The sequence below is a fragment of the Amycolatopsis thermalba genome (assembly GCF_023376025.1).
Taxonomy (GTDB): Bacteria; Actinomycetota; Actinomycetes; order Mycobacteriales; family Pseudonocardiaceae; genus Amycolatopsis_E; species Amycolatopsis_E thermalba.
Window position 1 is genome coordinate 4,030,604 of the sequence record NZ_CP091196.1, and the last position, 22,934, is coordinate 4,053,537.

Annotated in this window: 21 protein-coding genes and 1 tRNA gene; 9 read left to right on the plus strand and 13 right to left on the minus strand. The window is 72.7% G+C overall.

Going from position 1 to position 22,934, the window contains the following annotated elements; translation table 11 throughout:
• Positions 1 to 73: 73 nt before the first annotated feature.
• From L1857_RS19405 to L1857_RS19415, 3 genes are all read left to right on the plus strand, one after another.
• The gene (locus L1857_RS19405; RefSeq protein ID WP_198958101.1) at positions 74 to 2,086 is read left to right on the plus strand and encodes a PhoX family protein; all 2,013 of its coding nucleotides are present in this window, start codon (positions 74 to 76) and stop codon (positions 2,084 to 2,086) included.
• A 350-nt stretch (positions 2,087 to 2,436) separates the two neighbouring features.
• Positions 2,437 to 3,099 (plus strand): hypothetical protein, encoded by a 663-nt coding sequence (locus L1857_RS19410; RefSeq protein WP_116113426.1) that lies wholly within the window; start codon positions 2,437 to 2,439, stop codon positions 3,097 to 3,099.
• Between the two features lie 22 nt (positions 3,100 to 3,121).
• The gene (locus L1857_RS19415; protein WP_205413366.1) at positions 3,122 to 4,249 is read left to right on the plus strand and encodes a helix-turn-helix domain-containing protein; all 1,128 of its coding nucleotides are present in this window, start codon (positions 3,122 to 3,124) and stop codon (positions 4,247 to 4,249) included.
• A gap of 313 nt (positions 4,250 to 4,562) precedes the next feature.
• Here L1857_RS19415 and L1857_RS19420 read toward each other — a convergent pair whose 3' ends face one another.
• The 3 genes from L1857_RS19420 to L1857_RS19430 form a co-directional block, all read right to left on the minus strand.
• Positions 4,563 to 5,567, minus strand: coding sequence for a tyrosine-type recombinase/integrase (locus L1857_RS19420; RefSeq protein ID WP_116113430.1), 1,005 nt, complete (start codon positions 5,565 to 5,567; stop codon positions 4,563 to 4,565).
• Positions 5,564 to 6,034: an AbrB/MazE/SpoVT family DNA-binding domain-containing protein gene (locus tag L1857_RS19425; RefSeq protein WP_240323365.1), complete on the minus strand. Its 471-nt coding sequence runs from the start codon at positions 6,032 to 6,034 to the stop codon at positions 5,564 to 5,566. The genes L1857_RS19420 and L1857_RS19425 overlap by 4 nt, the downstream gene beginning before the upstream one ends.
• A gap of 108 nt (positions 6,035 to 6,142) precedes the next feature.
• Positions 6,143 to 6,226 (minus strand) — tRNA-Leu (locus L1857_RS19430).
• Positions 6,227 to 6,405: 179 nt separating this feature from the next.
• On the opposite strand from L1857_RS19430, the gene L1857_RS19435 reads away from it, so the two are divergent.
• Genes L1857_RS19435 through L1857_RS19450 form a run of 4 tightly spaced genes read left to right on the plus strand, consistent with a single transcriptional unit; the run spans position 6,406 to position 8,679 of the window.
• Entirely contained in the window at positions 6,406 to 6,810 is a 405-nt protein-coding gene (locus tag L1857_RS19435) for a YkvA family protein (RefSeq protein WP_240323366.1), read from the plus strand.
• A gap of 22 nt (positions 6,811 to 6,832) precedes the next feature.
• A complete protein-coding gene (locus L1857_RS19440) occupies positions 6,833 to 7,711 on the plus strand; it encodes a DMT family transporter (protein WP_249467454.1) in 879 nt (292 codons plus the stop codon).
• Positions 7,712 to 7,751: 40 nt separating this feature from the next.
• Positions 7,752 to 8,195 (plus strand): hypothetical protein, encoded by a 444-nt coding sequence (locus tag L1857_RS19445; protein ID WP_094003101.1) that lies wholly within the window; start codon positions 7,752 to 7,754, stop codon positions 8,193 to 8,195.
• 1 nt (position 8,196) lies between these two features.
• Positions 8,197 to 8,679, plus strand: coding sequence for an MSMEG_6728 family protein (locus L1857_RS19450; RefSeq protein ID WP_094003100.1), 483 nt, complete (start codon positions 8,197 to 8,199; stop codon positions 8,677 to 8,679).
• Here the strand turns inward: L1857_RS19450 and L1857_RS19455 are convergent.
• Genes L1857_RS19455 through crtI form a run of 7 tightly spaced genes read right to left on the minus strand, consistent with a single transcriptional unit; the run spans position 8,631 to position 14,997 of the window.
• Entirely contained in the window at positions 8,631 to 9,644 is a 1,014-nt protein-coding gene (locus L1857_RS19455) for a Rieske (2Fe-2S) protein (protein WP_249465809.1), read from the minus strand. The genes L1857_RS19450 and L1857_RS19455 overlap by 49 nt on opposite strands.
• A 2-nt stretch (positions 9,645 to 9,646) precedes the next feature.
• Positions 9,647 to 11,149: an FAD-dependent oxidoreductase gene (locus tag L1857_RS19460; RefSeq protein WP_249465811.1), complete on the minus strand. Its 1,503-nt coding sequence runs from the start codon at positions 11,147 to 11,149 to the stop codon at positions 9,647 to 9,649.
• A complete protein-coding gene (locus tag L1857_RS19465; protein WP_094003097.1) occupies positions 11,146 to 11,880 on the minus strand; it encodes a class I SAM-dependent methyltransferase in 735 nt (244 codons plus the stop codon). The genes L1857_RS19460 and L1857_RS19465 overlap by 4 nt, the downstream gene beginning before the upstream one ends.
• Positions 11,877 to 12,197, minus strand: coding sequence for a lycopene cyclase domain-containing protein (locus tag L1857_RS19470; RefSeq protein WP_094003096.1), 321 nt, complete (start codon positions 12,195 to 12,197; stop codon positions 11,877 to 11,879). Before L1857_RS19470 ends, L1857_RS19465 begins: the two co-directional genes overlap by 4 nt.
• Positions 12,194 to 12,529, minus strand: coding sequence for a lycopene cyclase domain-containing protein (locus tag L1857_RS19475; RefSeq protein ID WP_094003095.1), 336 nt, complete (start codon positions 12,527 to 12,529; stop codon positions 12,194 to 12,196). The genes L1857_RS19470 and L1857_RS19475 overlap by 4 nt, the downstream gene beginning before the upstream one ends.
• Positions 12,530 to 13,492, minus strand: coding sequence for a phytoene/squalene synthase family protein (locus L1857_RS19480; protein WP_249465813.1), 963 nt, complete (start codon positions 13,490 to 13,492; stop codon positions 12,530 to 12,532).
• Complete coding sequence (crtI, locus tag L1857_RS19485; protein WP_094003093.1) at positions 13,489 to 14,997, minus strand: phytoene desaturase family protein; 1,509 nt, start codon at positions 14,995 to 14,997, stop codon at positions 13,489 to 13,491. The genes L1857_RS19480 and crtI overlap by 4 nt, the downstream gene beginning before the upstream one ends.
• Before the next feature lie 137 nt (positions 14,998 to 15,134).
• Between crtI and L1857_RS19490 the strand changes: the two genes are divergently transcribed.
• A complete protein-coding gene (locus L1857_RS19490; RefSeq protein ID WP_240323367.1) occupies positions 15,135 to 15,914 on the plus strand; it encodes an isocitrate lyase/PEP mutase family protein in 780 nt (259 codons plus the stop codon).
• Here L1857_RS19490 and L1857_RS19495 read toward each other — a convergent pair.
• Positions 15,911 to 16,915 (minus strand): glycoside hydrolase family 43 protein, encoded by a 1,005-nt coding sequence (locus tag L1857_RS19495; RefSeq protein WP_249465816.1) that lies wholly within the window; start codon positions 16,913 to 16,915, stop codon positions 15,911 to 15,913. The genes L1857_RS19490 and L1857_RS19495 overlap by 4 nt on opposite strands.
• Before the next feature lie 73 nt (positions 16,916 to 16,988).
• On the opposite strand from L1857_RS19495, the gene L1857_RS19500 reads away from it, so the two are divergent.
• Entirely contained in the window at positions 16,989 to 17,900 is a 912-nt protein-coding gene (locus L1857_RS19500) for an NAD(+)/NADH kinase (RefSeq protein ID WP_116113469.1), read from the plus strand.
• Between the two features lie 7 nt (positions 17,901 to 17,907).
• On the opposite strand, the gene L1857_RS19505 is transcribed toward L1857_RS19500, so the two are convergent.
• Positions 17,908 to 18,447 carry an Imm5 family immunity protein gene (locus L1857_RS19505; RefSeq protein WP_162831202.1) on the minus strand — a complete coding sequence of 180 codons (540 nt, stop codon included), beginning with the start codon at positions 18,445 to 18,447 and terminating at the stop codon, positions 17,908 to 17,910.
• Positions 18,428 to 22,858 (minus strand): DUF6531 domain-containing protein, encoded by a 4,431-nt coding sequence (locus L1857_RS19510; protein ID WP_116113459.1) that lies wholly within the window; start codon positions 22,856 to 22,858, stop codon positions 18,428 to 18,430. Before L1857_RS19510 ends, L1857_RS19505 begins: the two co-directional genes overlap by 20 nt.
• Positions 22,859 to 22,934: the final 76 nt, after the last annotated feature.

Sequence of the window (22,934 nt, forward strand, 5' to 3'; positions counted from 1 at the left end):
GCCCCGATCCGAACCCGGGCACAGAACAGTGCCGTTGCCCCTGCTGGCCTCCCACGAGGGTGGCCGGGCTGCCATGACGTGCCGCTACCGCTGTGGCGACGCCTGCTTCCACCCGGCGCCGAACACCTCGGACAACCCCTACCTCGGCGACGTCATCACCGGCGCGCTGTCGCGCCGCTCGATGCTGCGCGCCGGCGCGGTGATGACCCTGGCCGCCGGGGCCGTCGCCGGGACGGCCGCGCTGACCGGCACCGCATCCGCCGCCGCGACCACGGCGGGCAAGCCCGGGCCGGGCGCCGTGCCGCCGGGATTGCGCTTCGAGCCGGTGGCGCCCAACACCGCCGACGCGGTGACCATCCCGCCGGGATACGAGCAGGAGGTGGTCATCCGCTGGGGCGACCCGGTGCTGGCCGGCGCCCCGCAGTTCTCCCCGGCCGGGCAGAGCGCTACCGCGCAGGCCCGCCAGTTCGGCTACAACTGCGACTACCTGGCGCTGCTGGACCTGCCCGGAGAGCGCGACCGCAAGATCCTGGTCGCCAACCACGAGTACACCGACGAGGTCCTGATGTTCGCCGGATACAACGCGGCGAACCCCACCCGCGCGCAGGTCGAGATCGCCTGGGCCGCGCACGGCATGTCCGTGGTCGCACTCGAGGAGAACCGCCGGAACGGCCGCCTGTCCCCGGTGCGGGGGCACCGGCTCAACCGGCGCGTCACGGCGACCACGCCGATCGAGTTCACCGGCCCGGCCGCGGGCAGCGCGCTGCTGAAGACCTCGGCGGACCCGGCCGGCAGGACGGTCCTGGGCACGCTGAACAACTGCGGCGGCGGGATGACGCCGTGGGGCACCGTGCTCTCCGGCGAGGAGAACTTCAACCAGTACTTCGGCAACGCCGACCTGAACACCGACCCCACCGCCAAGGCCCGCCTCGCGCGCTACGGCCTGCGCGGCCTGGCCAGCGAACGCAAATGGGAACGCTTCGACAAGCGGTTCGACGTGTCCCAGGAACCCAACGAGGTCAACCGGCACGGCTGGATCGTCGAGATCGACCCCTTCGACCCGGCCGCCAAGCCGCGCAAGCTCACTGCGCTGGGCCGGTTCAAGCACGAGGCGGCCGAACCGCGCCTGACCCGCGATGGTCGCGTCGTGCTCTACATGGGCGACGACGAACGGTTCGACTACTTCTACAAGTACGTCTCCAAGAACCGGTTCAAGAAGGGCAACAGCCAGAGCGCCCGGCGGCACAACCGCACGCTGCTGGACGAGGGCACACTCTACGTCGCCAAGTTCACCGGCGACAGCCCCACCGGCGAGATCGACGGGTCCGGGAAACTGCCCTCCGACGGCGAGTTCGACGGCACCGGACAGTGGATCCCGCTCGCCAGCGGCACCCGGTCCTTCGTCGACGGCATGACCGCCGAGGAGGTCTACGTCTACACCCGGCTCGCCGCCGACAAGGCCGGGGCGACCAAGATGGACCGGCCCGAGGACGTCGAACCCCATCCCCGCACCGGGACCGTCTACGTCGCCCTGACCAACAACTCCGACCGCGGCGCCGCAGGCAAGGCCGGCCCCGACGAGGCCAACCCCCGCACCGGCAACCGGCACGGCCAGGTCATGGAAGTCATCGAGTCCGGCAACGACGCCGCCGCAACCAGCTTCCGCTGGCGACTGTTCCTGGTCTGCGGCGACCCGGCCGACCCGGGCACCTACTTCGCCGGGTTCCCCAAGGACCAGGTCAGCCCGATCTCCTGCCCCGACAACGTCGCCTTCGACCCGCACGGCAACCTCTGGATCGCCACCGACGGCAACGCGCTGAAATCCAACGACGGCCTCTTCGGCGTCGCCATCGACGGACCCAACCGCGGACAGGTCAAGCAGTTCCTCACCGTCCCGATCGGCGCGGAGACCTGCGGCCCCATCATCGAAGAACGGCGTGTCCTCGTCGCCGTGCAACACCCGGGCGAACTCGACGGCGCCAGTGTCGAACAACCGCGCTCGACCTGGCCCGACGGCCCCGGCCACCTGGTCCGCCCATCGGTCATCAGCGTGCACCGCACCGACGGCGGCCGCATCGGCGCCTGACGCGGCAGGACCTCCGGCCCTTGATCGGCCGGCGGACAGGGTTGGACTCAGTCAGGGAACCTCCAGCCCGCTCGGGGCGGCTCCGCACACGAGAGCCGCCCCGAGTCCCTCGGGCGGCACGAGCGTGGGCAGGGGACCAATCGAGGCCGCGGTCATTACCAGGACCTCGCAGGCGGTTTGCCTCCCCGATGTCCCTGCTGTCGTGGTCTGGCGCAGCTCGCACCCCGGTTTCCGGTGTCCGGCGCGGGGCCTCGCGCTGGCGCCCCACTCAGGGCGACTCGCCGTGGTCGGCAATAAACGCGACCTCATTTGAGGTCTGGTCTATAGTCGCCTTGAGTGAAGGAGGCAGCTTGACTCATGCGCACGCCCTGCCTGACCCCGGCGACCTCGATGGATGGCTGACTTGGGCAGCACAGCAGCTGGAGCCCCTCGATCTCACGGTGGACCTGTTGCATCGGGTCGCGGAGAACGGGCAGCGTAAGAGGGACGGGACCAGCCCGCTGGCGCCGGCCCAGACGCCTGGCCAGGACCAGTGGAGCGAGGCTGTGATCAGCTTCCGAGAGCAGACCGGCTGGGACAAGGATGAGACCGGCGGCCTTTCCAAGACCTGGCATCCCTCGCGCGGCTTCTACGTGGTGGTGCGGGCCGGCGACGACAGCACCGGACTGTTTGGCACCTGTCCTACGCCCAAGACGGGTCTGCGTACGGTGCTGCGCGATCTCATCGACGAGGTGCCTCGCACGGTCCCGCTGTTCGAGGTCACAGGGGCAGGGCGGCACATTCCGTCGTCAACTGAGCCGCCCGCGCTGTGGTTGTTCATGTTCTCGTTCCGTGACGGCGTCGTCTACTCGGAACTGTCCAGGCCCGCGGAGCGGGTGGAGGACAAGATCACGAAGTATCATCAGCGGATCCCGCTGCCCCCGCTGCCGTACACGTACGCCGATACTAGTGTGATCATCACCCCCGACGATGATCTGGACGCAGGGCCGGACATCGACGTCCAACCGATCTAGTGCAGAGGAGCGGAGTTCTCACGTGTCCGTCTCACCGTCACGTCTCATCCTGGCGCGCAAGTTGCGCGGACTGACGCTGGCAGAGCTTGGGCGTATGACGGACTTGAGCCCGCAGACGATCAACCGCTGGGAGAAGGGCCACCAGGACCCGACACCGGAGAGTCTCGACCGCCTGGCCGAGGTTCTCCGCCTTCCCGTCGAGTTCTTCATGCAAGCGGAGGTCAGCCCGATTCCGGTTGCAGCTGTGAGTTTCCGTGCACTCACCAAGACCCCGGCGTTCCGGCGCGACGCCGTGCTCGCGGCAGGGGAGATTGCCAGGGAGATCGCCGGCTGGATCGCCGAGCGATACCGGCTTCCCGCGGTCGATGTTCCTTCGCTCAACCTGCCGCAGGACGCGACTCTGCACGACATCGAGACGATTGCACTCCGTGTCCGAAGCCAATGGAACCTTGACCAGCGTCCGATACCGAACATGGTCCATCTGCTCGAAGCACACGGCGTCCGAGTGTTCTCACTGGTGCAGGAAGTCCGCGACGTCGACGCGTTCTCTCTGTACATCGAGAACGAGCCGTTCATCTTCATCGACACCGGCAAGACCGCAGAACGACAGCGCTTCGACGCGGCACATGAACTCGGGCACCTGGTCATGCATCAAGGCCGAGAACGAGCACAAGGCCGCGAAGCCGAGCGTCAAGCCGACCGGTTCGCCGCCGCGTTCCTGATGCCCAGAGCGGACGTCCTCGCGCACAACCTGCGCAACGCCAGCCCCGATCAGCTCATCCGGGCGAGTCGCAGGTGGCGTGTGTCGGCGATGGCGCTCACCCACCGCCTCAGCGAACTCGGTCTGCTTACCGAGTGGGGTTATCGGAGCGCATGCGTCGAACTGGCCAAGCGCGGATACCGCCGGAGCGAACCTGGCAGCGACCTCCTGCCCGAGTCATCACAGATCTTGGAGAAGGTGCTCGCGCACCTTCGCGCGAACGGCTCAGGCGTGACCGCGATCGTCGACAATCTCAAGCTCACCTACGACGAGTTCAATCGGCACGTCTTCGGATTGGCTAGAACAGTGAGCCCGGGAAGTGGTGGAAGGCCGGCCAATGCCGGTCCTTCGCGTAGAGACCATCTCCGCCTGGTGTCTATCAACCCCTGACTGCGCAGGCCGAACGCTGGCGACCGCGGCTACCGAGGTACTGGCGTGGGCAGCTCGGGAGATCCGAGGGCGCGTGCCGGATGGCCTATTGCGCCTCGACTGCGGTTCGTCGACGTCGAGAGCCCGTCGACGCTCGAACTAGTTCGGGGAGCACCGTGGGGAGCAAACCGGGAGCAGGACTGTGCGCTGAACCGGCCGGAACGCGCCTCAACGGTCCTGAACGAACCGCGCTGACCTGCAGGAGTCATGTTTTCGCAGGTCAGCGCGGTATCGCGGACATAGTTCACGCCCAAGGGCCACGGCGCGCGTGGCTCTAGGCGAGTGAGTGTGGCTCTCCAGTGAGGGTCGCCAGCGCGGCGGCGACTTCTTGGATGCTGGCTCGGACGTAGGTGGTTGTGGTTCCGGCGTCGTTGTTGTGGTCGGTGTGCCCGGCATAGGCGCGGGCGATGGCGTAGCCGAAGTTGCGTTCGACCCAGGTGAGGGTGGTGTGGCGGAGCCAGTGGGTGGAGATTTGCTGGGTGGCGACCCAGGGGAGGTGGTTGCCGAGCCGGGTCCAGAGGTGGTCGTAGCGTCTGGTGGTGATCGGCCGGCCGTCGGCGTAGCGAAGGAGTTGTCCGTCCCGTGGGGCGTGACGTTGGTCGGCGTGCTGTTGGAGGTGGGTCATCAGGGTTGGCGACACCGGCTGCCAGCGCACGGTTTCGCCTTTCTCGCGGAGGAAGACGAGGCATTGGTCGCGGTCGAGGTCTTGGGGGCGAAGGGCAAGTGCGCCGCCGCGGCGGCAGGCGGTTTCGGTGTGCAGGCGCAGGATCAGGCTGTCGAGGGCGGGGTCGTTACCGGTGGTGGCGGCGACGTGGTTGATCTCGGCCAGCCGGGTGTCGGCGACGGCGCGGCGGGTGGAGGGCAGGCGGCGGGGTTTGGCGACCTTCGTGGCCGGATTGTCGGCCGGGTCGATGAGGCCGTCGTCTTCGGCGTGCCGGTACAGGCAGCGCAGGGCGGCGATGAGATGTTCGCCAGCGCTGCGCCCGCCGCGGGCGTTGCGGCGGGGTACGGCGTTGGTCTTCACGTGTTCGACCAGCTGCTTGATCTCTGATGGGGTGGGATCGTCGAGACGGCGGTGTCCCCAGTGGGTGTCGATGCGGTTCCAGTAGGAGCCGTAGACCCGGCGGGTGCCGTCGGTGACCGCGCCCGAGACGATCGGGATGTACTCGTGGAAGGTAGGCACGGGTGGCCGACTTGCCGGGGCACTGAGGAGGTCCTCGGGGGACAGCCCCATTCGGGCTAGCAGCAGACGCGCGGCGTCCAAATCGGCCGTCGTCATGCGGGATCACCGTCCAGCACTTCGGTGTGGCGATGGGCGAGGAGGTCGTCGAGCGCTGCGGGCGGGTGGACGATGAGCAGGCCCCGCTTGGAGTCGGTGACCAGGAGGACGCGGTCGCCGGGAACCAGGCCACAGCGGTGGCGAACGGTGGCGGGCAGCCGAAGGTGCCCCTGCTTCGTCACGCCGAACACGCCGTGGTCGTCGCGGCGAACGAGAAGGAGGCCGTGAGCTTCCCGGATGTCCAAGCGGTCGCCGGGTGCCCAAGACAGCGCCGTCAGCACCGTTCGATCGGCTACGCGGCCCCGGCAGTCCACCGCCGCCATCCCGTACACGACGTCGCTCGTGCGAGGTGCCGCCATTGCGGGGAGTGGCAGCGTTCGACGGGCGGTCCTGATGCCGACAGCGGCATGACCGTCGCGCGGAGAAGGAGTAGCCGGGATGACCGGCTTGATCACGGCGCCGGTCACGAGGACCACCGCCAGGAGACACACAGACGCGGCCTACATGCCGCAGTCAGGTGGTGGATTGCACTGAAGCACTGGTACGCCAGATGTGGCAGATCTGCCACGAAAGTGTGTCCGAGGGGGGACTTGAACCCCCACGCCCTTTACGGGCACTAGCACCTCAAGCTAGCGCGTCTGCCATTCCGCCACTCGGACTTGCTCTTTTCTTGTGCGCACCAGAGTAGCCCATCCGGACAGGCCGGGTGACAAGGGGGTGGGTGACTGCGCGTGATCAACAGTGCGCTATAAGCGCGGCCGGTCACGCTGGGTGAGCCAGTAGGCTGACCGGGCGGGACACGAGAAGGAGCAGGTCGGTGCCGGGGTGGCTCACGGGCGTGCTGATCGCCGGCGGGATTGTCCTCGCCTCGTGGGGGCTTCTCCTCCTGCTCGCTCAGCTGCTGCCACCGGGGCTGGTCCGCGATCTGGCCCGCTTCCTGCCCGACTGCGTGACCACCGCCAGACGGCTCCGGAAGGATCCCCGCGTGCCGCTCGGCGCCAAGCTCGCCGTGGTCTTCGCGGGGTTGTGGGTGCTCTCGCCCATCGACCTGATTCCCGAATTCCTGCCGGTCATCGGGCCGCTCGACGACGTCGTCGTCGTGGTGCTCGCCCTGCGGTACGCGGCGCGGCGGGTGCCCGCCGAAGTCCTCGAAGCCGCCTGGCCCGGCAACCCCCTGCTGCTCGACCGGCTCGTCGGGCGCCGTGGCGGAAAATCGCCGGACACCGACATCTCCGGCGCATAACCTCCGGGCCGTGGATCTCAGCATGGACCGCCGCGCGATGGTCGCGGCGCTCACCACCGTCGTCCTGTGGGCGTCGGCTTTCGTGGCCATCCGCGGGGCGGGGGAGTACTTCGCGCCGGGCGCGCTGGCGCTCGGCCGGCTCGCCGCCGGCACGCTCACCCTCCTCGTCTTCCTGGTCATCCGCCGCGAGGGGCTGCCCCGCCGCGAGGCGTGGCCGGGCATCGCCGGGGCGGGGGTGCTCTGGTTCGGCGCCTACATGGTCGTCCTGAACTGGGGTGAGCAGCTCGTCGACGCGGGCACGGCGGCGATGCTGGTCAACGTCGGCCCCATCCTGATCGCCCTGCTCGGCGGCTGGCTGCTGCGCGAGGGCTTCCCCGGCCGGCTGCTCGCGGGCCTGGCCGTGTCCTTCGCCGGCGCCGTCGTCGTCGGGCTGTCGATGTCCGGCCGCGGGCACGCGCCGGTGCTCGGGGTGGTGCTGTGCCTGCTCGCCGCCATCACCTACGCGGGTGGCGTGGTGAGCCAGAAGCCCGCCCTGAAGCACGCGTCGGCCCTGCAGGTGACCACGTTCGGCTGCCTCATCGGCACCGTCGTCTGCCTGCCGTTCACCGGGCAGCTCCTCGACGGCCTCGCGACCGCCCCCGCCGGGGCCACCCTGAGCATGCTCTACCTCGGCGTCTTCCCGACCGCACTGGCGTTCACCACCTGGGCGTACGCGCTGGCGCGCACCACCGCCGGGAAGATGGGCTCGACCACCTACGCCGTCCCCGCGGTCGTGGTGCTGATGGCGTGGGCCGTGCTGGGCGAGGTGCCGGGCTGGCTGTCGCTGGCCGGCGGCGTGCTCTGCCTGGCCGGGGTGGCGGTGTCGCGCACGCGCCGGAAACGCGAACCCGTGCTCACGTAGCAACGGTTGTGAAACGGTTCGCGGTGGGTATCCGTCCACCATGACTGACGCCCGTCTCGACGACGACCACCCCGAGGCCGACCGGTACGACCGCGCGACCGTCGAGGCGGTCGGCAAGCTCACGGAGGCACTGGAGACCCTGGAGGTCGCCCGCGGGCACCTCTACCAGTTCCACCGCATGACCGGCACCACCGACTTCGCCGTCGGCGAGGCCGTGGAGCTGCTGCGCAAGGCCGGCCACGACGAGCTGGCCGACCGCATCGCCCGCGAGCTGGTGGGCCGCAACGTGCTGCCGGGGCGGTGGACGTTCCAGGTGGTCGAGGACTTCGACGACACCTACTACCAGCCGTTCCGCGCGTTCGAACGGCAGGCGCGGGAGCTGACCGGCGGGCGGCGGCACCTGTTCGAGGCCGAGCTGAAGCGGGAACGGCGCACGCGGGGGGTGTCCGGGCACGAGGCGACCCCGGACGAGCGGGTGGGCTGACGTGCAGACGTTCCTGCCCTACCCCGGGTTCGCCGACACCGCGCGGGTGCTCGACGCGCGCCGCCTGGGCAAGCAGCGCGTCGAGACGCTGCAGGTGCTGCGGGCGCTGACGGTGCCGGGCTACGGGTGGCGGCACCACCCGGCGGCGAAGATGTGGACGGGCTACGAGGAGGCGCTCACCCGCTACGGCCTGGAGGTGTGCCGGGTGTGGTGCGCGGCCGGGCGCAGCGACACGTGCGCCACCAAACTGACCGGCGACCTGGCGCGCGCGGTCGGCGTCACCGAGCCGCGGGACGAGCAGGCGTTGCGGGAGGCGGGGGAGATGCCGCCGTGGCTGGGCGACCCGGAGTTCCACCGCAGCCACCAGTCGGCGCTGCTGCACAAGGATCCGGAGCACTACCGGCGGTTCTTCGACGGCGTGCCGGACGATCTGCCCTACGTGTGGCCGGCCTCGGACCGGCCGTCGCGGCTGGTCCATTCCTGAGCGCGGAGCCGGTAGCGGCGCTCGGCGTAGGCGAGGTCGTCCTTCCACAGCCGGGCGGCGGCGTGACGCATCAGGGGCCGCAGCGCGGGGGCGGCGGCGCGCGCGACCCGGAAGCCGGGGCGCTCCGAGGCGGCCACCACGGCTTCGATCACCGCGGTCCGCGGGCGGCCGTCCCGGCCGGGGCCCAGCGGCGTGGCATGGGTTTCCACCACGCTGCCGGCGCCCTCGCCGCCGGTGATGCGCATGACGATCGTCCGGGGCCCGGGGCAGGTGAACTCGGCTTCGACCGGGACCCCGAGCGTCGGGGTGACGCGGAAGGTCACCGCCACCACGAAGCGGTCGTCGGCGTCGGCCACGTCGACCTCGCCCGGCGCCGAGAGAACCCTCAGGCGCGTGAACGAGTAGGGGTGGAACCACGAGCCGTGCCACGGGTCGAGCCGGTTGGCGATGATGTCCCGCGGCTCGCACACCCCGTCCAGGCGCGCCACCGAGTCCACCCCGCCGGACGGCCGGGCCGGGACGACCGGTGACGGCAAGGGTTCCTCACCGCCGAGGTGGTCCAGCCGCACCCACGCCAGCATCCCGTCGTCGAAGGCGGGGCGGCACGACCGCTCGTCCAGGCGCAGGCCGTGCCACCGGCACCGCAGGCCGCCGTCGTCGACCCGGCCCAGCGCCATCGGGGCGCCCAGGTGCGGGCACACTCCGGGCCCGACCAGCAGTTTCCCGGTCCGGTCCCGCCACGCGACCAGCTCGGTCCCGGCCACCGAGAACCCGTACGGCCGGTCGGCGCGCACGTCCCGGCTGGCGGCGAACACGTACCAGTTCCCCGACGGCCGCGCCTCGGCCCGCTTGAGCGCGGCCTCGATCAGCGACGGCTTCGCCTCCCGGTAGGTGGGCTCCTGCCGGGCCCACGGCGTGCGCGGGATCGGTTGCAGCGGCCAGTTCCGGGGCCAGCGCGGTGCCATCCTCACCCTCCTAGCGCGGCCAGGGCCCGCAGCGGCGCGAACCGCCCGCGGACCGGCACGGTGGTCAGTTCGTGCCCGGCCAGCCCCCACCGCGCGAGCAGGCAGTTCGCGGCGTGCCAGCCGGTCGCGGCCGCGCGTTCCATCAGCGCGACCGGGAGATCGATGCGGATCCCGTCGCCGGCCAGCACGACCCCGTCGAACGGGGTGCGCACGCGGGGGCGGCGGGCGAAGTCGCCGACGCCGAACAGCGGGCAGTCGCGCCGCCACTGGACCAGTTCCCCGGCGACCGGCGCCCCCGCGGTCTCCGGGTAGAGCTGGTGCAGCCGGTCCACCAGCTGTTTGCGCAGCACCGTGACCTCGCCGGTGCAGGCGTAGGCGTGCAGCTCCACGACGGACCCGCAGTGCCGGGCCGCCCACGAAGCGGCCTCACGCTCGTAGCGGTCCAGGACGCTGATGTTGTCCAGCGGATCGAGCCCGCCGGTGGCGAGGAAGGCGGGCCGGTCCGGCGCGACCGGGCGGTCCAGCCACAGCCGGTGCACCAGGAACGGCGGCGCGGTCCGCAGCCCGAGCACGCGCGACCGCCACTCCTCGTCGGCCAGATCGGGTGAGGCCGACACGATCGACCGCAGCCCGGCGACGTCGGTGGCGAGCACGACCCCGTCGGCCGCGGCACCGTCGACCGCCCACCGCGCGCCGTCCCGCGTGACCCCGGCGGCCTCGGTGCCGGTGCGGAACCGCACGCCCAGCCGCACCAGGTACTCCCGCAGCGGCTCCCACAGCGCCGTGTCGAAGGCGGAGTCCGGCACGTCGAACACGAGCCCTTCGGACGAGCCGAGGAAGTACAGGTGGAACATCGTCGCCAGCTCGGCGGCCGACATCTCCGACGGCGGCGCGAAGAAGCTGCGGGAGAACACCTCGAACGCCAGGTGCCGCGCGGCGGGCGGGAAGTTGACGCGCTCCAGGAACGTCGCCGCGTCCACCTCGTCGAGCCGCTCGTAGGTGCCCGGCACGGACACCGCGGCCAGCGGCGCGGCGGCACGGGCGTTGAGCCGGAACAGGTCCCCCAGGCGGAAGGTGGGGCTGCGCAGTGCGAAGGCGAGCGCGTTCCACGGCGGTGTGCGCGGCAGGCCGCGGAAGGTGTCCCGGCGGCCCGCGGCGTCGACGAGCGGGTAGTCGGCGACCGGTCGCAGCCGCGTCAGGCCGGGGTCGGCGCGCCGCAGCAGCGCCCGCAGGTTGTAGTACTGGCGGAAGAACGCGTGAAAACCCCGGCTCATCGACACGGTGCTGCCGTCGGCGAGCCGGTCGGTCCAGGCCGACACGCGCCCGCCCAGCTCGTTCTCCCGCTCGACGACGGTGACGGCGACGCCGCGCTCGGCCAGCCCGGTGGCCGCGGTGAGCCCGGCGATCCCGCCGCCCACCACGACCACCGACGGCCGGTGCGGCAGGGCGCGGGCGTCCGCCGCGCCGGCGGGGGCGCGGTGCCGGACGGCGCGGCGGTCGGTCACGCGGTCTCCTCGGGGTTGGTGGCCAGGAAGGTGTGCACGACGCCGCGCTGCCAGCCGGTCATCGTCTCGCTGTGCACGGCGGTGAACCCGGCGCCGGCGAGCCGCTGCCGGAACCGCGCGGCGCCGTCGAAGGACGAGACGCTGCGCCACAGGTGCCGGTACAGCGTGGCGTCGCCGGTCGCCAGCCGCCCGGCGGGGATGATGATGCTCCAGCACACCGCGTGCCACATCAGACGGGCGGCGAGCGAATCCCGCACCGAGTACTCGTGCGCGGCGAACGTCCCGCCGGGTCTGAGCAGGGCCCGCAACGCGCGCAGCTGCCCGTCCGGGTCGGCGAGGTTGCGGATCAGGTACGCGGCGAAGATCGCGTCGAACGGCCCGGTGATCCCGGCCGGCGCCAGCTCTTCGACCGGAGTGTGGACGAAGTGGACGGTGGCGGGCCAGGACTTCCGCCGCGCCTGGGCGAGCATCTCCGCGGAGGCGTCGAAGGCGACGATCTCGGCGTGCGGCGCGACCGCCAGCAGCGCGGCGGTGGAGGCTCCGGTGCCGCAGCCCGCGTCGAGCAGCCGCAGCCCGCGGCCGCCGCCGGGCAGGCGCATCCGGCGGGCCGACAACCGCAGGTGCGCGTGGTAACCGGGGTTCGCGCCGACCAGCCGGTCGTAGGCGGCGGCGCCGGTGTCGAACGCGCCGGGCACCTCGTGCCGGGCCAGGCCGGTGCGGTCCACGCTCATGCCCGCTCCTGCCTGGCGGTGCGCCGCTCCCACCGCAGCAGCACGGCGGTGACCAGCGCGAACCCGAACAGGAAGTCCTCGACGGGGATGTCCCACGGGAACCGCAGACCGCTGGTGTGCTCCGGCGCGTAGAGCACGATCGGCGCGCTCAGCTTGGTGAGCCAGCCGTCGACCGGGATCTGGAAGCCGACCACGATCGCCATCGAGATCCAGTAGGCGGGCTTGCGGAACAGCCCGGTGCGCAGGTACGCCAGCTCCCACACGCACACCACGATGACCGCGAGCACCGCGGGCAGCGTGTACCCCAGCCCGGTCACCGGCGCACCTTCCGCAGCGTGCGCAACCGGCCGAGCATCGCCTGCACGCACCCGTAGGTCAGCACGCCGCACACCGGGATGACCAGGAAGAACAGCACTTCCTCCAGCGGGACGGCGAACGGCAGCCGCACCCCGGTGACGTAGGCCGGGTTGTACCACCACACGTCGCGGGCGATCGCGATGGCGTCCCAGATCAGGAACACCAGCGCCACCGGCAGCACCGCGCGTGCCAGGACGGCCGGGCGCCGGTAGACGCGGGCGCCCAGGAACTCCAGCGGCAGGGTGATGAGCAGGCACCCGGCCAGGACGAGCAGGTACTGGTAACGGTCCATTCACGCCCACCTTTCCGTCGCGGCCGCGGTCAGGTCGGCCGCGCGCCGTCCCCGCCGCGCCCACATCGCCCGCGCCAGCCCGGTGACCGCCAGCCGCACCCGCCGGGCGCGGCCGACCCGGGCGCGGTGGGCGAACACGGCGAAGCCGGCTGCTTCGATCCGGTCCAGGATCTCCGAGTACAGCACCAGCGCGGTCGCGATGCACGGCCGGGACACCGGGTGCAGCCGGTCGATGCCCGCGCGGGCGTAGGCGTAGATCTCCCGGGTGGCGGCGTGCTGGGCGGCCAGCGCCGCCCGCACCTTCGGGTCGGTGCGCCCGTGCCGGCGGCACCACAGCAGCAGGTCGCGGTCGACGCCGAACGCGGCGAGCTCGTCGGCGGGCAGGTAGACGCGGCCGCGGTCGAGGTCCTCGGCGACGTCGCGCAGGAAGTTGGTCAGCTGGAACGCCTTGCCCAGCGCCGCCGCGTACGGCGCGGCTTCCCCGGGCTCGCCCACGGTCCCCAGCACGGGCAGCATCTGCAGCCCGATGACCTCGGCCGACCCGTACACGTACTTCTCCAGCGCGGCGCGGTCGGCGTAGCCGGTGACGGTGAGGTCCATCCGCATCGAGTCCAGGAACGCGGTGAACAGGTCGCGCCGGATGCCGTAGCGCGCCGCGGTGTCCACCACGGCCGCCAGGATCGGGTCGTCGCTGTGGCCGCTGTCCAGCCCGGCGAACAGCGCCGTGGAAAGCGCTTCCAGCCGGGCGGCCGGATCGCTGCCCGGGGCGGCGGTGTCGACGATGTCGTCGGCGAAGCGGGCGAACCCGTACAGCGCGTGCACGGCCGGGCGCTGCGCCTTGGTGAGCAGCCGGGTGGCCAGGTAGTAGGTGCGGCCGTGCTCGGCGTTGAGGCGGCGGCAGCGGACGTAGGCCGCGCGCAGGCGCGGTTCGGTGATCCCGGCGGCGTCCAGGGCCCCGGTCATCGCGCCGCCACCGGGACGGCGCCGGCCGCGGGCACGCGGGCGCCGGTGATGCGGTCGGCGGCCAGGCGCCCGGACACCAGCGCGGTCGGCACGCCCACCCCGGGCGCGGTGCTGCCGCCGGCCAGCACGACGTTCTCGGTGCCCCGCACCAGGTTGCGCGGCCGGAACGGACCGGTCTGCGCGACGGTGTGCGCGAGCGCGAACGGTGTCCCGGCGATCATGCCCTGCCGGGCCCAGTCGGCCGGGGTGACGACGTGCCGGGCTTCGATGCTGCCGCCCAGACCGGGCAGCAGCCGGTCGGCGACGTGCCCGAGGACCTCGTCGGCGTAGGCGTCGCCGACGCGGTCCCAGTCCACCGGGCCGCGCCGCAGGTTGGGCGCGGGCGCGAGCACGTAGAGCAGGTCGCGCCCGTCCGGGGCGAGCGCGGGGTCGGTGGCCGTCGGCCGGGTCACCAGCAGGGAGGGGTCGGTCATCAGCCGTCCTTGCGTGATCAGCTCGGAGAACGTCCGCCGCCACGCCGCGCCGAACAGGATGGTGTGGTGCGCGGTGTCGCACCGCTGCCGCGTGCCGACGTGCACGACGACCGCGGACGGGGCGGGCCGCAGCGGTACCGGCCGGCGCGGGGTCCGGCCGAGCAGCGCGTAGGCGGCCGGCAGTTCGGTGGTGAGCACGACGGCGTCGGCGGGCAGGCTGCCGCCGGTGGTCTCCACCGCGGTCACCCGCGTGCCGGACCGCGCCAGCGCCGTGACCTCCGTGCCGTAGCGGAACTCCACCCCGGCGTCCGCGGCGGCCGCGGCCAGGGCGTCGGGCAGGGCGCGCAGTCCGCCGCGCGGGAAGAACACCCCGGCGACGGTGTCCATGTAGGCGATCACCGCGTACACGGCCAGCGCGTGCTGGGGCGACTGCCCGGCGTAGAGCGACTGGAAGGAGAACACCCGGCGCAGCCGCTCGTCGCGCAGGAAGCGGCCGATCTTGCGGTCCAGCGGCCCGAACGCGCCCATCGCGACCAGCCGGGCCAGGTGCGGGGTGACCAGGGCCAGCGGCGAGTCGAAGTTGGCGGCGACGAACCGGTCGAACTCGGTGCGGTAGAGCCGGGTGAGCCACTCGCGCAGGCGCCGGTAGCCGTCCGCTTCGGACGGTCCGGCGAACGCGCGTACCGCCTCGGTCATGGCCTCGGGGTCGCTGTGCACGTCGAGGCTGCTGCCGTCGGCGAAGCGGGCGCGGTAGGCGGGCGTGACCGGGACGAGGTCCAGGCGGCCGGCGAGGCTGTCGCCGACGGCCGCGAGGGTCTCGTCGACGAGATCGGGCATGGTCAGCACCGTGGGGCCGGTGTCGATGCGGTAGCCGCCCAGGTCCAGGCGCCCGGTCCGGCCGCCGGGCACCGGCTCGCGCTCCACCACGGTGACCTGCCGCCCCCGCCCGGCCAGGTGCAGCGCCGCCGCCAGCCCGGACAGCCCGGCCCCCACCACGACGATCCGCTCCGCCGGGCCCGTCACGGTCCGCATCCAGCCACCCCTCACTCGACCACCCACAGAGCTAGAACGTTGCACGAACGTTGCGCCGTTGTCCACTCGGCGAGCCGCCACCCTGCGGACTAGCGTAGGTGACGGAGGCCGGGCCGACCGGATGCGAGGAGGACGCGGTGGGAGACCTGCTGGGCCGCGGCCCGGAGCCGCGGAAGCGGTTGCGGGAGCTGCTCGCGGCACCGGGACCACTGGTGGCGCCCGGCGCCTACGACGCGCTGACGGCCCGCCTGATCGAGCAGGCCGGGTTCGGCGTGGTCTACATGACCGGGTTCGGCACCACCGCGTCGCTGATCGGGCGGCCCGACGTCGGCCTGCTGACCGGCACGGAGATGATCGACAACGCCCGGCGGATCGTGGCCGCGGTGGACGTGCCGGTGATCGCCGACGCCGACACCGGCTACGGCAACGCCCTCAACGTGATCCGCACCGTGCAGGCCTACGAGCAGGCCGGGGTGGCCGGCATCCACCTGGAGGACCAGGTCAGCCCGAAGAAGTGCGGGCACCTCAGCGGCAAGGCCGTCATCGCCCGCGAGGAGATGGTGGGCAAGCTGCGGGCGGCCGTGGCGGCCCGGCGGGACCCGGACTTCGTGCTGATCGCGCGCACCGACGCCGCCGCCGTGCACGGGCTCGCCGACGCGATCGGCCGGGCCCGCGCCTACGCCGCGGCCGGGGCGGACCTGCTGTTCGTGGAGCTGGGGTTCGCGCTCGTGCTGTACCCGATCGGCACGCTCCTCGCGGCGACCGCCGGGGTCCGGGCCCTGCTGGAGACCGTGCGCGCGGACGGCACACCCGCGGCCGCGCTGCCGGGCCTGCCCTCGTTCGGCGAGTTCACCGGCCTCGTCGGGCTGCCCGAGGTGTCCGATCTGGAACGGCGGTTCGGCGGCGAGTCCGGTTAGGACACCTGCGGCACGCCCTTGACGAACTCCAGGTTCAGGTTGAACAGGCCGCGCTCGGCGCGCTGGCCGTTCAGCCAGCCGTGGAAGAACACGCGGCCGCCGGCGACGTCCGCCCCGCCCGGGCCCTCGGTGGCGCGGCCGATCGACTCGGTGGTCAGCAGCGGCCGGCCGGCCTTGGTGTACGGGCCGGTCAGCGCGGACGCGGTGGCGTAGCGGGTCTGGTAGGTGGTGTTGCGGAAGTCGTCGGCGGAGTAGAACAACACGAACCGGCCGCCGCGCTGGGTGATCACCGGCGCCTCGACGACGCCGTTCTCCTCCGGGCGGTCCGCGCGCAGGATCTCGGTGCGGGGACCGTCGGTCGCGGTGCCGTCCTGGGTCATCTTCTGCACGAAGATCGCCGAGGTGCCGCCGCCGGGGCGCTCGCCCTTGTAGAGCAGGTAGCGGGTGCCGTCGCGGGCCTGGAAGGTCTGCGGGTCGATGTCGCCCTGGTCGCCGGGGTCGCAGATCAGCGGCCCGTCCCCGGTCGGCTGGTAGGGGCCGGCCACCGAGTTCGCCACGGCGGTGCCGATGCAGCGGTGCCGGTCCCGTGTGGACACCGCCGCGTAGTACATGAGGAAGGTGCCGTCGGCGCGGCGGGTGACGTCCGGCGCCCAGTAGCCGCCCTTCGGGTCCGCCCAGGGCGGGTCGGCGGCGAGCGCGTCGCCGGCGACCCGCCACGGCCCGTCGGCGTCCGCGGCGGCGGCGACCGGGATGCGGCCGGACGGGCCGGTGGTGGCGAAGGCGTGGTAGCCGGAGCCGATCTTGAGCACGTCGGGGTCCGGGAAGTCCTGGTTCAGCAGCACGCGCGGGGCGGGCGCGGCCTGCGCCACGGCACCCGGCAGCAGGGCCGAGGCGAGCAGGATTCCCAGGCAGGTCAACGCTCTCGCGGCCGCCGGGCGCCGTCGCGGGCGGGGCGGGTCGCCGGGTTCGCGGGCCTGGGTGATCGTGCCTGCCGTGTCCACGGGCCAGGAGGTACCCGTGGGGCGGCGGGACCAATCTCCTCCCTTCGGGCCGCGTATCGTGCCCGGTGTGGTGATGACGGGGGAGTCGCGGACACTGGGCCTGGTGATCCACCCGACCAGGACGGTGGAGTCGTCGGTGCGGACGGTCACCGAGCACGCGTGGACGCGCGGGGTCGAGGTGATCGTGCGGGAGGCGGACGCCGCCCGGGTGCCCGGCATCCCGGCGGTGTCCGAAGCGGACTTCGTGGCGCGCGTGGGCGCGGTGCTCAGCCTCGGCGGGGACGGCACGATGCTCGGCGCGATGCGGCTGGTGATGGCGCGGCCGGTGCCGGTGCTCGGTGTCAACCACGGGCACCTGGGGTTCCTGGTGGAGATCGCGCCGGAGCAGCTGCCGGACGCGCTGGACCGGCTGGTGCGCGGCGAGTACACGATCGAACCGCACAGCTGCCTGGTGGCGTCCGTGGGCGGGGCGGCGCTGGCGGGGTTCAACGACGTGGTGCTGGCGCGCACCGGGCGGGCGGGCGCGGTGTCGGTGGATCTGGTGGTCAACGGCCGCCAGTACGGCTACTACAAGTGCGACGCGCTGATCCTGGCCACGCCGACCGGATCGACGGCGTACAACTACGCGGCGGGCGGGCCGGTGCTCTCGCCCTCGGCCGAGGCGATCGCGGTGACCCCGGTGGCGCCGATGGCCGGCATCAGCCGCACGATCGTGCTCGGCCCGCAGGACGAGATCCTGCTGCACGTCGCGTCCGGCAGCGCGCCGGTGGGGGTGGAGGTCGACGGCACGGCGGCGGGTTCGCTGGGGCCGGACGAGGTGCTGACGACGTCGCTGCGCCCGGAGGCCGCGCAGGTGGTCCGCCTGGCGGCGGGTGAGCACGCGAGCCGCAGCCGCGTGAAGCTGAGCCTGCTCGACCTGCCGCTGCGGCCGGACCAGCTGCTGGAGCTGATCCCGGAGCACCTGCGCCGCCGCCTGGAGCCCTGAGCGCCGGTCAGGCCCCCGCGGCCCGGGGGACGGCCTCGAGCAGGTACCAGCGCCAGAACTCGCGCCGGGCCACGGGATCACTGCCGTCCAGCCAGACCGGACCGCCCGCGGCCGCGGAGGCGGCGTAGAAGCACGGCGACCAGTCGTCGGGATCGAGGTCGATCTCCCCGTCGACGTCACCGGGCTCGCCGGGCCTGCCGAACACCAGGTTGCGCGCCACGGCCCAGGCCGCGAGCCCGGCGGACACCGCGGTCCCGCCGCGCAGCGACAGGTTGTCCAGGTGGGTGTGCACGTCCCGGACGGCCTGCTTCAGGCTGCCGTCCGCGGGCCCGGACCGGGCGGCGCCGAGCAGGCGCCTCGGCCGGTCGTCGCCGGGGAACGCCGCGTCCCAGATCGGCTGGACCCGCTCCGCGCACAGCAGTTCCAGCCTCGGCAACGCCTCGCCCAGCCCGGCGTGGAGGGCGCGCCGGTCGGCGTAGGGCAGCTCGCCGTCGGCGGGCAGCGCGTCGGCGAGGCGCGCCAGGGTGTCAGTGTCGAGGTTTGGCACTCGTCGTCCCGTCGGTGTGGAAGGTGAAATCGTGGTGCGGGTCGCTGACATGCTGGGCGATCCCGCGGTGCTGCGCAAGGGCGCGGAAGAACCCCTGGCAGTCGTCGCACATCGTGGAGGACACCCGGATCGGCGCGTCCGGGTCGAGGTAGGCCGCTTGGCGTTCGGCGTGCATCGCGAAGTAGCGGCCGAACACGCCCTGGTCCCGGCCGTTCGGCTCGGCGACCAGGGGGTGGCCGATCTGCTGGTGGAACTGCCGCATCTGGTTGAACGTGGGGCGGGTGAAGTGCGGTTCGTGCCTGCCCCAGCCGCTCAGCGTGTTGACGCGGTCGGTGAAGGCGATCGTCTTGTGCGAGTCGTCGTACCCGTGCAGCCCGAGCGGGTCCAGCCAGGTCAGCGGGTTCCGGACGTAGGAGTGGATGCCCAGCCCGCCGAGCAGGTGCAGCGGATCCGGGCTGTGGTAGCAGCCGGTGTCCGGGTCGTAGTAGCGGTGCAGGTTGTAGTGCAGGCCGGTTTCCGGATCGTGGTACTGGCCGGGGAACCGCAGCGGGGTGGCGGGCCCGTCGCCGCCGCCCCAGAGCGGGGTGCGGGTCTGCGGCGCGACCGTGCCGCCGGGATCGACCAGCTCGGCCGGCGTGCCGATCAGGTCGGTGACGATGGCGTAGAAGCGGCTGTCCACCCACTCCTGGGGCGCGTCCGCGGCCGCGGCCCGCTCCACCTGGGTCAGCGGGCGCCAGCTCTCGGGGTGCCAGTCCCACGTCGTCGCGCGGGCCGGGCCGTCCCCGGTGGTGACCTGTTCGGCCAGGCGCTCGCCGTCCCAGCTGAAGACGGTGCGCTCGAGCACGCTCTCGCCGTCGGCGGCCAGGCGTTCCTTCGCGATCCGCCGCCCGAACGGGTCGTAGGAGTAGCGCCACCGGACGCCGTCCGGGGTGACGACCACGGCGAGCCTGCTTTCGGCGTCCCACTCGTAGCGCCACGTCCGCTCCCGCCCGGACAGCGTCCGCCGTCTCCGCAGCACGACGCGCCCCTCGGCGTCGTACTCGAGGTGCAGGCCGCCGGCCCGGTCCAGCCGGGTGCCGCGGTAGGCCCGCGGCCCGGCGGAGTCCTGGCCGTCGCCGGGGGAGGCGGCGAAGGTGATGTTGCCGGCGGGGTCGTAGGAGTAGCGCTCGATGCCGCCCGGCGCCCGCACCTCGGTGACCCGGCCCAGCGCGTCCAGCGAGTACTGGCGCGGGCCGGTCAGCTGGTCGACGATCGCGGTGACCCCGCCGTCGGCGCGGTAGGTGAAGGCCCGTCGTTGCGTGACCCGCGGGCCCCTTCCGCCGCCCGCCGCGGTGAGCACCTGGGTGTGCAGCCGGTGGGTCTCGGTCCAGGTCTGGCTGAGGGTCGCCGCTCCGCAGCGCCGCTCGGTCTCCCGCCCGGCCGCGTCGTGCGCGAAGGTGATCGTGCTGCCCGCCGTCTCCAGGGCCAGCGGGCGGCCCGCCGGGTCGTAGCGCCACGTCGTCCGCCCGCCCGAGGGCGTCGTGCGGCGCACGCGCCGGCCGAGCGCGTCGTAGACCGAGGACACCACCCGCCCGTTGCACGTTTCGGCGAGGACGCGTCCGGCGGCGTCGTAGGAGACGGTCACCTCGGCCGCGGAGTTCGCCGCCCGCACGATGCGCCCGGCCCGGTCGTAGGCGAACGTGGTGACCTCGTCGCCGGCGACCTGTTCGACGACGTCGCCGCGTGCGTCGTAGGTGTAGCGGATCGTCTCGCCCGCCGCGTTGACCCGTTCGATCACCCGGCCGGCGGCGTCGTGCCGGTAGGTCAGGACGCGGCCGTTGAAGTCGGTCTCCCGGACCAGGTTTCCCGCCGGGTCGTACTCGTAGCGCCATTCCAGGCCCTGCTGGTTGACCACCGCCACCGGGCGCAGCTCCGTGTCGTAGCGGATCTCCACGCGCGCGCCGTCCGCGGTGGTCTCCGCGGACTTGAGGTCGAAGTGCGTGTGCTCGATCCGCGTCACCGCGCCGGTGAGGTCGGCGTGCTCGACCGTGTCGCCCTCGCCGTCGTAGGTCATCCGCTCGATCGAGCCGTCGGGCAGGGACCGCCACGCGGGCCTGCCTTCCACGGTCCACCCGAACCGCGTCACCCCGCCCAGCGGGTCGGTGGTGCTGACGACCCGGCCGAACCCGTCGTAGGTGTGCCGCGTGGTGGCGCCCACCTCGTCGATGACGGTCACCGGGAGGCCGGCCGCGTTGGTCTCGAACCGCCGGGTGTGTCCCAGTGCGTCGGTGACGGCCAGCAGGTGGCCGCGATCGTCGTGGGTGTAGGTGGTGGTGGCGCCGGTGGGACCGGTGCTGCTGACCGGGTTCCCCCGTTCGTCGTAGGTCCAGCGCCAGATCGCGCCCGCGGCGTCGATCACGGCCACGGGCTGGTGCAGGGAGTTGTACTCGGCGCGCATCCGGCCCCCGCCGGGTTGCACCGCCTCGACCAGGTCGCCGGCGTCGTCGGTGACGTAACGCGTGGTCGCGCCGGTGGTGTCGGTTTCGGCGAGCAGCCGTCCGCGGTCGTCCCACTCGCTGGTGGTGGTGCCACCGAGCGGGTCGACGCGGCGGACGACCTGGCCGCGGGCGTCGTAGTGGAAGGTCGTGGTGTGGCCGAGGGAGTCGGTGTGGCGGGTGACGAGGCGGGCGTCGTCGTAGGCGAAGGTGCTGTCGAGCATGCCGTCGGCCCCGGTGCCGCGCACGCAACGGCCGGCCTCGTCGTAGGTGAACTCGTACCAGGTTCCCCGGCGGTCCTCCCACCGGGTCATCCGGCTCTGCTCGTCGTAGGCGAACCGCATGGCCAGGCCGGAGGAGTTGATCACGGCGGCGAGGTTGCCGTCCTCGTCGTGGTCGTAGCGCGTCACCGGGACGTCGGACCCGTCGGCGCCGGCGGCGAGCATCGTCAGCGCGACGACGCGTCCCGCCTCGGTGGTGACGCCCACCCGGTAGCCGCCGGAGTGCCGCAGCTCGACGGGGGCGCCCGTCTCGTCGTACCGGAACTCCACGGTGTTGCCGTTGCGGTCGGACATCGCGGACAGCGGCATGGTCCCGGGCGAGCGCGGGTCGGCCACGGCGAAGCTGAGTACGCGGCCGGTTTCGGGGTCGGTGATGGTGTACCCGTCGCGCTGGCTGCCCGCCAGGACGTGCCGCGGGCCTTCCGACGGCAACCGGGCGAGGCCGTCGTCGCCGCGCGGGTAGACGAGCAGCTTCCCGTCCGCGGCGGCGAACACCACCCCGGCGGCGTCGACCTCGATCCGCTGGTCCAGTGTGGACGCCCAGGACCGGCCGAACCACCGGCCGGAGCGGTAGTCCGACAGGTGGATGCGCTCCAGCCGCAGCGGCAGGACCCCGGGGAGGTCGAGGTCGGTCTGGGTCAGCAGGACCTCGCCGGTGACCATGTCCACCGGGTCGCCCAGTGCCCGGCCGATCTTCTCCTTCGCGCTGACGGCGAGCTCGCGGATCCGGTCCTTGGCGTTGCTCACCGTCGTGCGCAGCGAACCGGGGGTGCCGCCGGGAGCGTCCGGGCTCGCCGGGGTGTCCGGAGTGGACGGAGCGGACGGAGTGCCGTCGAGGCCGGGCGTGGACACCCCGTCCGCGCCCGGCCTCGACGGTGTCGTCGGGCCGTCGCCCCCGGACTTCCGGCCCAGCGCCGCGAGCTTCCCGATGATCTCGCCCAGCTTGTCGATGATCCGGCGGATCTTCGGCGCGGCGTTGCCCACGGTCTTGACCAGCTTGCGGATCAGGTCGCTGATCCGGGTGATGGCGCTGCTGATCGCCGTGGTCGCCTGCGCCGCGATGAGCGGGGTCGCGAACCCCAGGGTGCACACGGCCTCCAGCGCCCACGTGATCAGCTTGCCGACCAGTTCCGCGACCAGGTCGCGGACGATCTCGCGCACCATCGCCACGACCTGGCCCATGATCATGACCCCGGTGGAGATCCCGTCCGCCAGGGTGGCCGCGCCCGCGATGGCATCGGTCTGCGCGGCCACGTTGGTGCGGTAGGCGTCCCCGCCCTCGCCCGTCCACCCGGCGGTGCCGGTGTTCGCCTCGCGGGTCAGGTCCTGCGCGATCGCGGTCACCTCGGCCGCGACGTTGGCCCAGGTGTCGGAGAAGGACTGGATCACCGGTGGATCACCGGCGAGCCAGTCCAGTGCTTCCTTGAGCGGCCGGACGTGTTCGATCAGCCAGGACACCCCGTACTGCGCGAGCGTGCCGAGCGGGTCGATCACCATCGACAGGACTTCCAGGCCGACCCCGAGCGCGCCCAGCCCGCCCTCGACCCAGGAGCCGTCCTTGACCCCGTTGGCCAGGTCGGTCGCCGACTCGGCGATGCCGATCCCCGTCACCGCCGTCGTCTGCGACTGGGCCTGCGCCACCAGCGGATTCGACACGTGCCACCCCCATGACTCGTTCGCCGTTCGACGCAATCAGCGGGTGCGGCGTTCCACAAGCCGCCGAACGACGCAA

Bases quoted from the DNA above. Each gene is read 5' to 3' on its own strand.
- L1857_RS19465 (WP_094003097.1), bottom strand. From the start codon at position 11,880: ATGAGCGTGGACCGCACCGGCCTGGCCCGGCACGAGGTGCCCGGCGCG.
- L1857_RS19420 (WP_116113430.1), bottom strand. From the start codon at position 5,567: ATGACGACGGCCGATTTGGACGCCGCGCGTCTGCTGCTAGCCCGAATG.
- crtI (WP_094003093.1), bottom strand. From the start codon at position 14,997: ATGCGGACCGTGACGGGCCCGGCGGAGCGGATCGTCGTGGTGGGGGCC.
- L1857_RS19475 (WP_094003095.1), bottom strand. From the start codon at position 12,529: ATGGACCGTTACCAGTACCTGCTCGTCCTGGCCGGGTGCCTGCTCATC.
- L1857_RS19500 (WP_116113469.1), top strand. From the start codon at position 16,989: ATGACGGGGGAGTCGCGGACACTGGGCCTGGTGATCCACCCGACCAGG.
- L1857_RS19445 (WP_094003101.1), top strand. From the start codon at position 7,752: ATGACTGACGCCCGTCTCGACGACGACCACCCCGAGGCCGACCGGTAC.
- L1857_RS19440 (WP_249467454.1), top strand. From the start codon at position 6,833: ATGGACCGCCGCGCGATGGTCGCGGCGCTCACCACCGTCGTCCTGTGG.
- L1857_RS19455 (WP_249465809.1), bottom strand. From the start codon at position 9,644: ATGGCACCGCGCTGGCCCCGGAACTGGCCGCTGCAACCGATCCCGCGC.
- L1857_RS19405 (WP_198958101.1), top strand. From the start codon at position 74: ATGACGTGCCGCTACCGCTGTGGCGACGCCTGCTTCCACCCGGCGCCG.
- L1857_RS19480 (WP_249465813.1), bottom strand. From the start codon at position 13,492: ATGACCGGGGCCCTGGACGCCGCCGGGATCACCGAACCGCGCCTGCGC.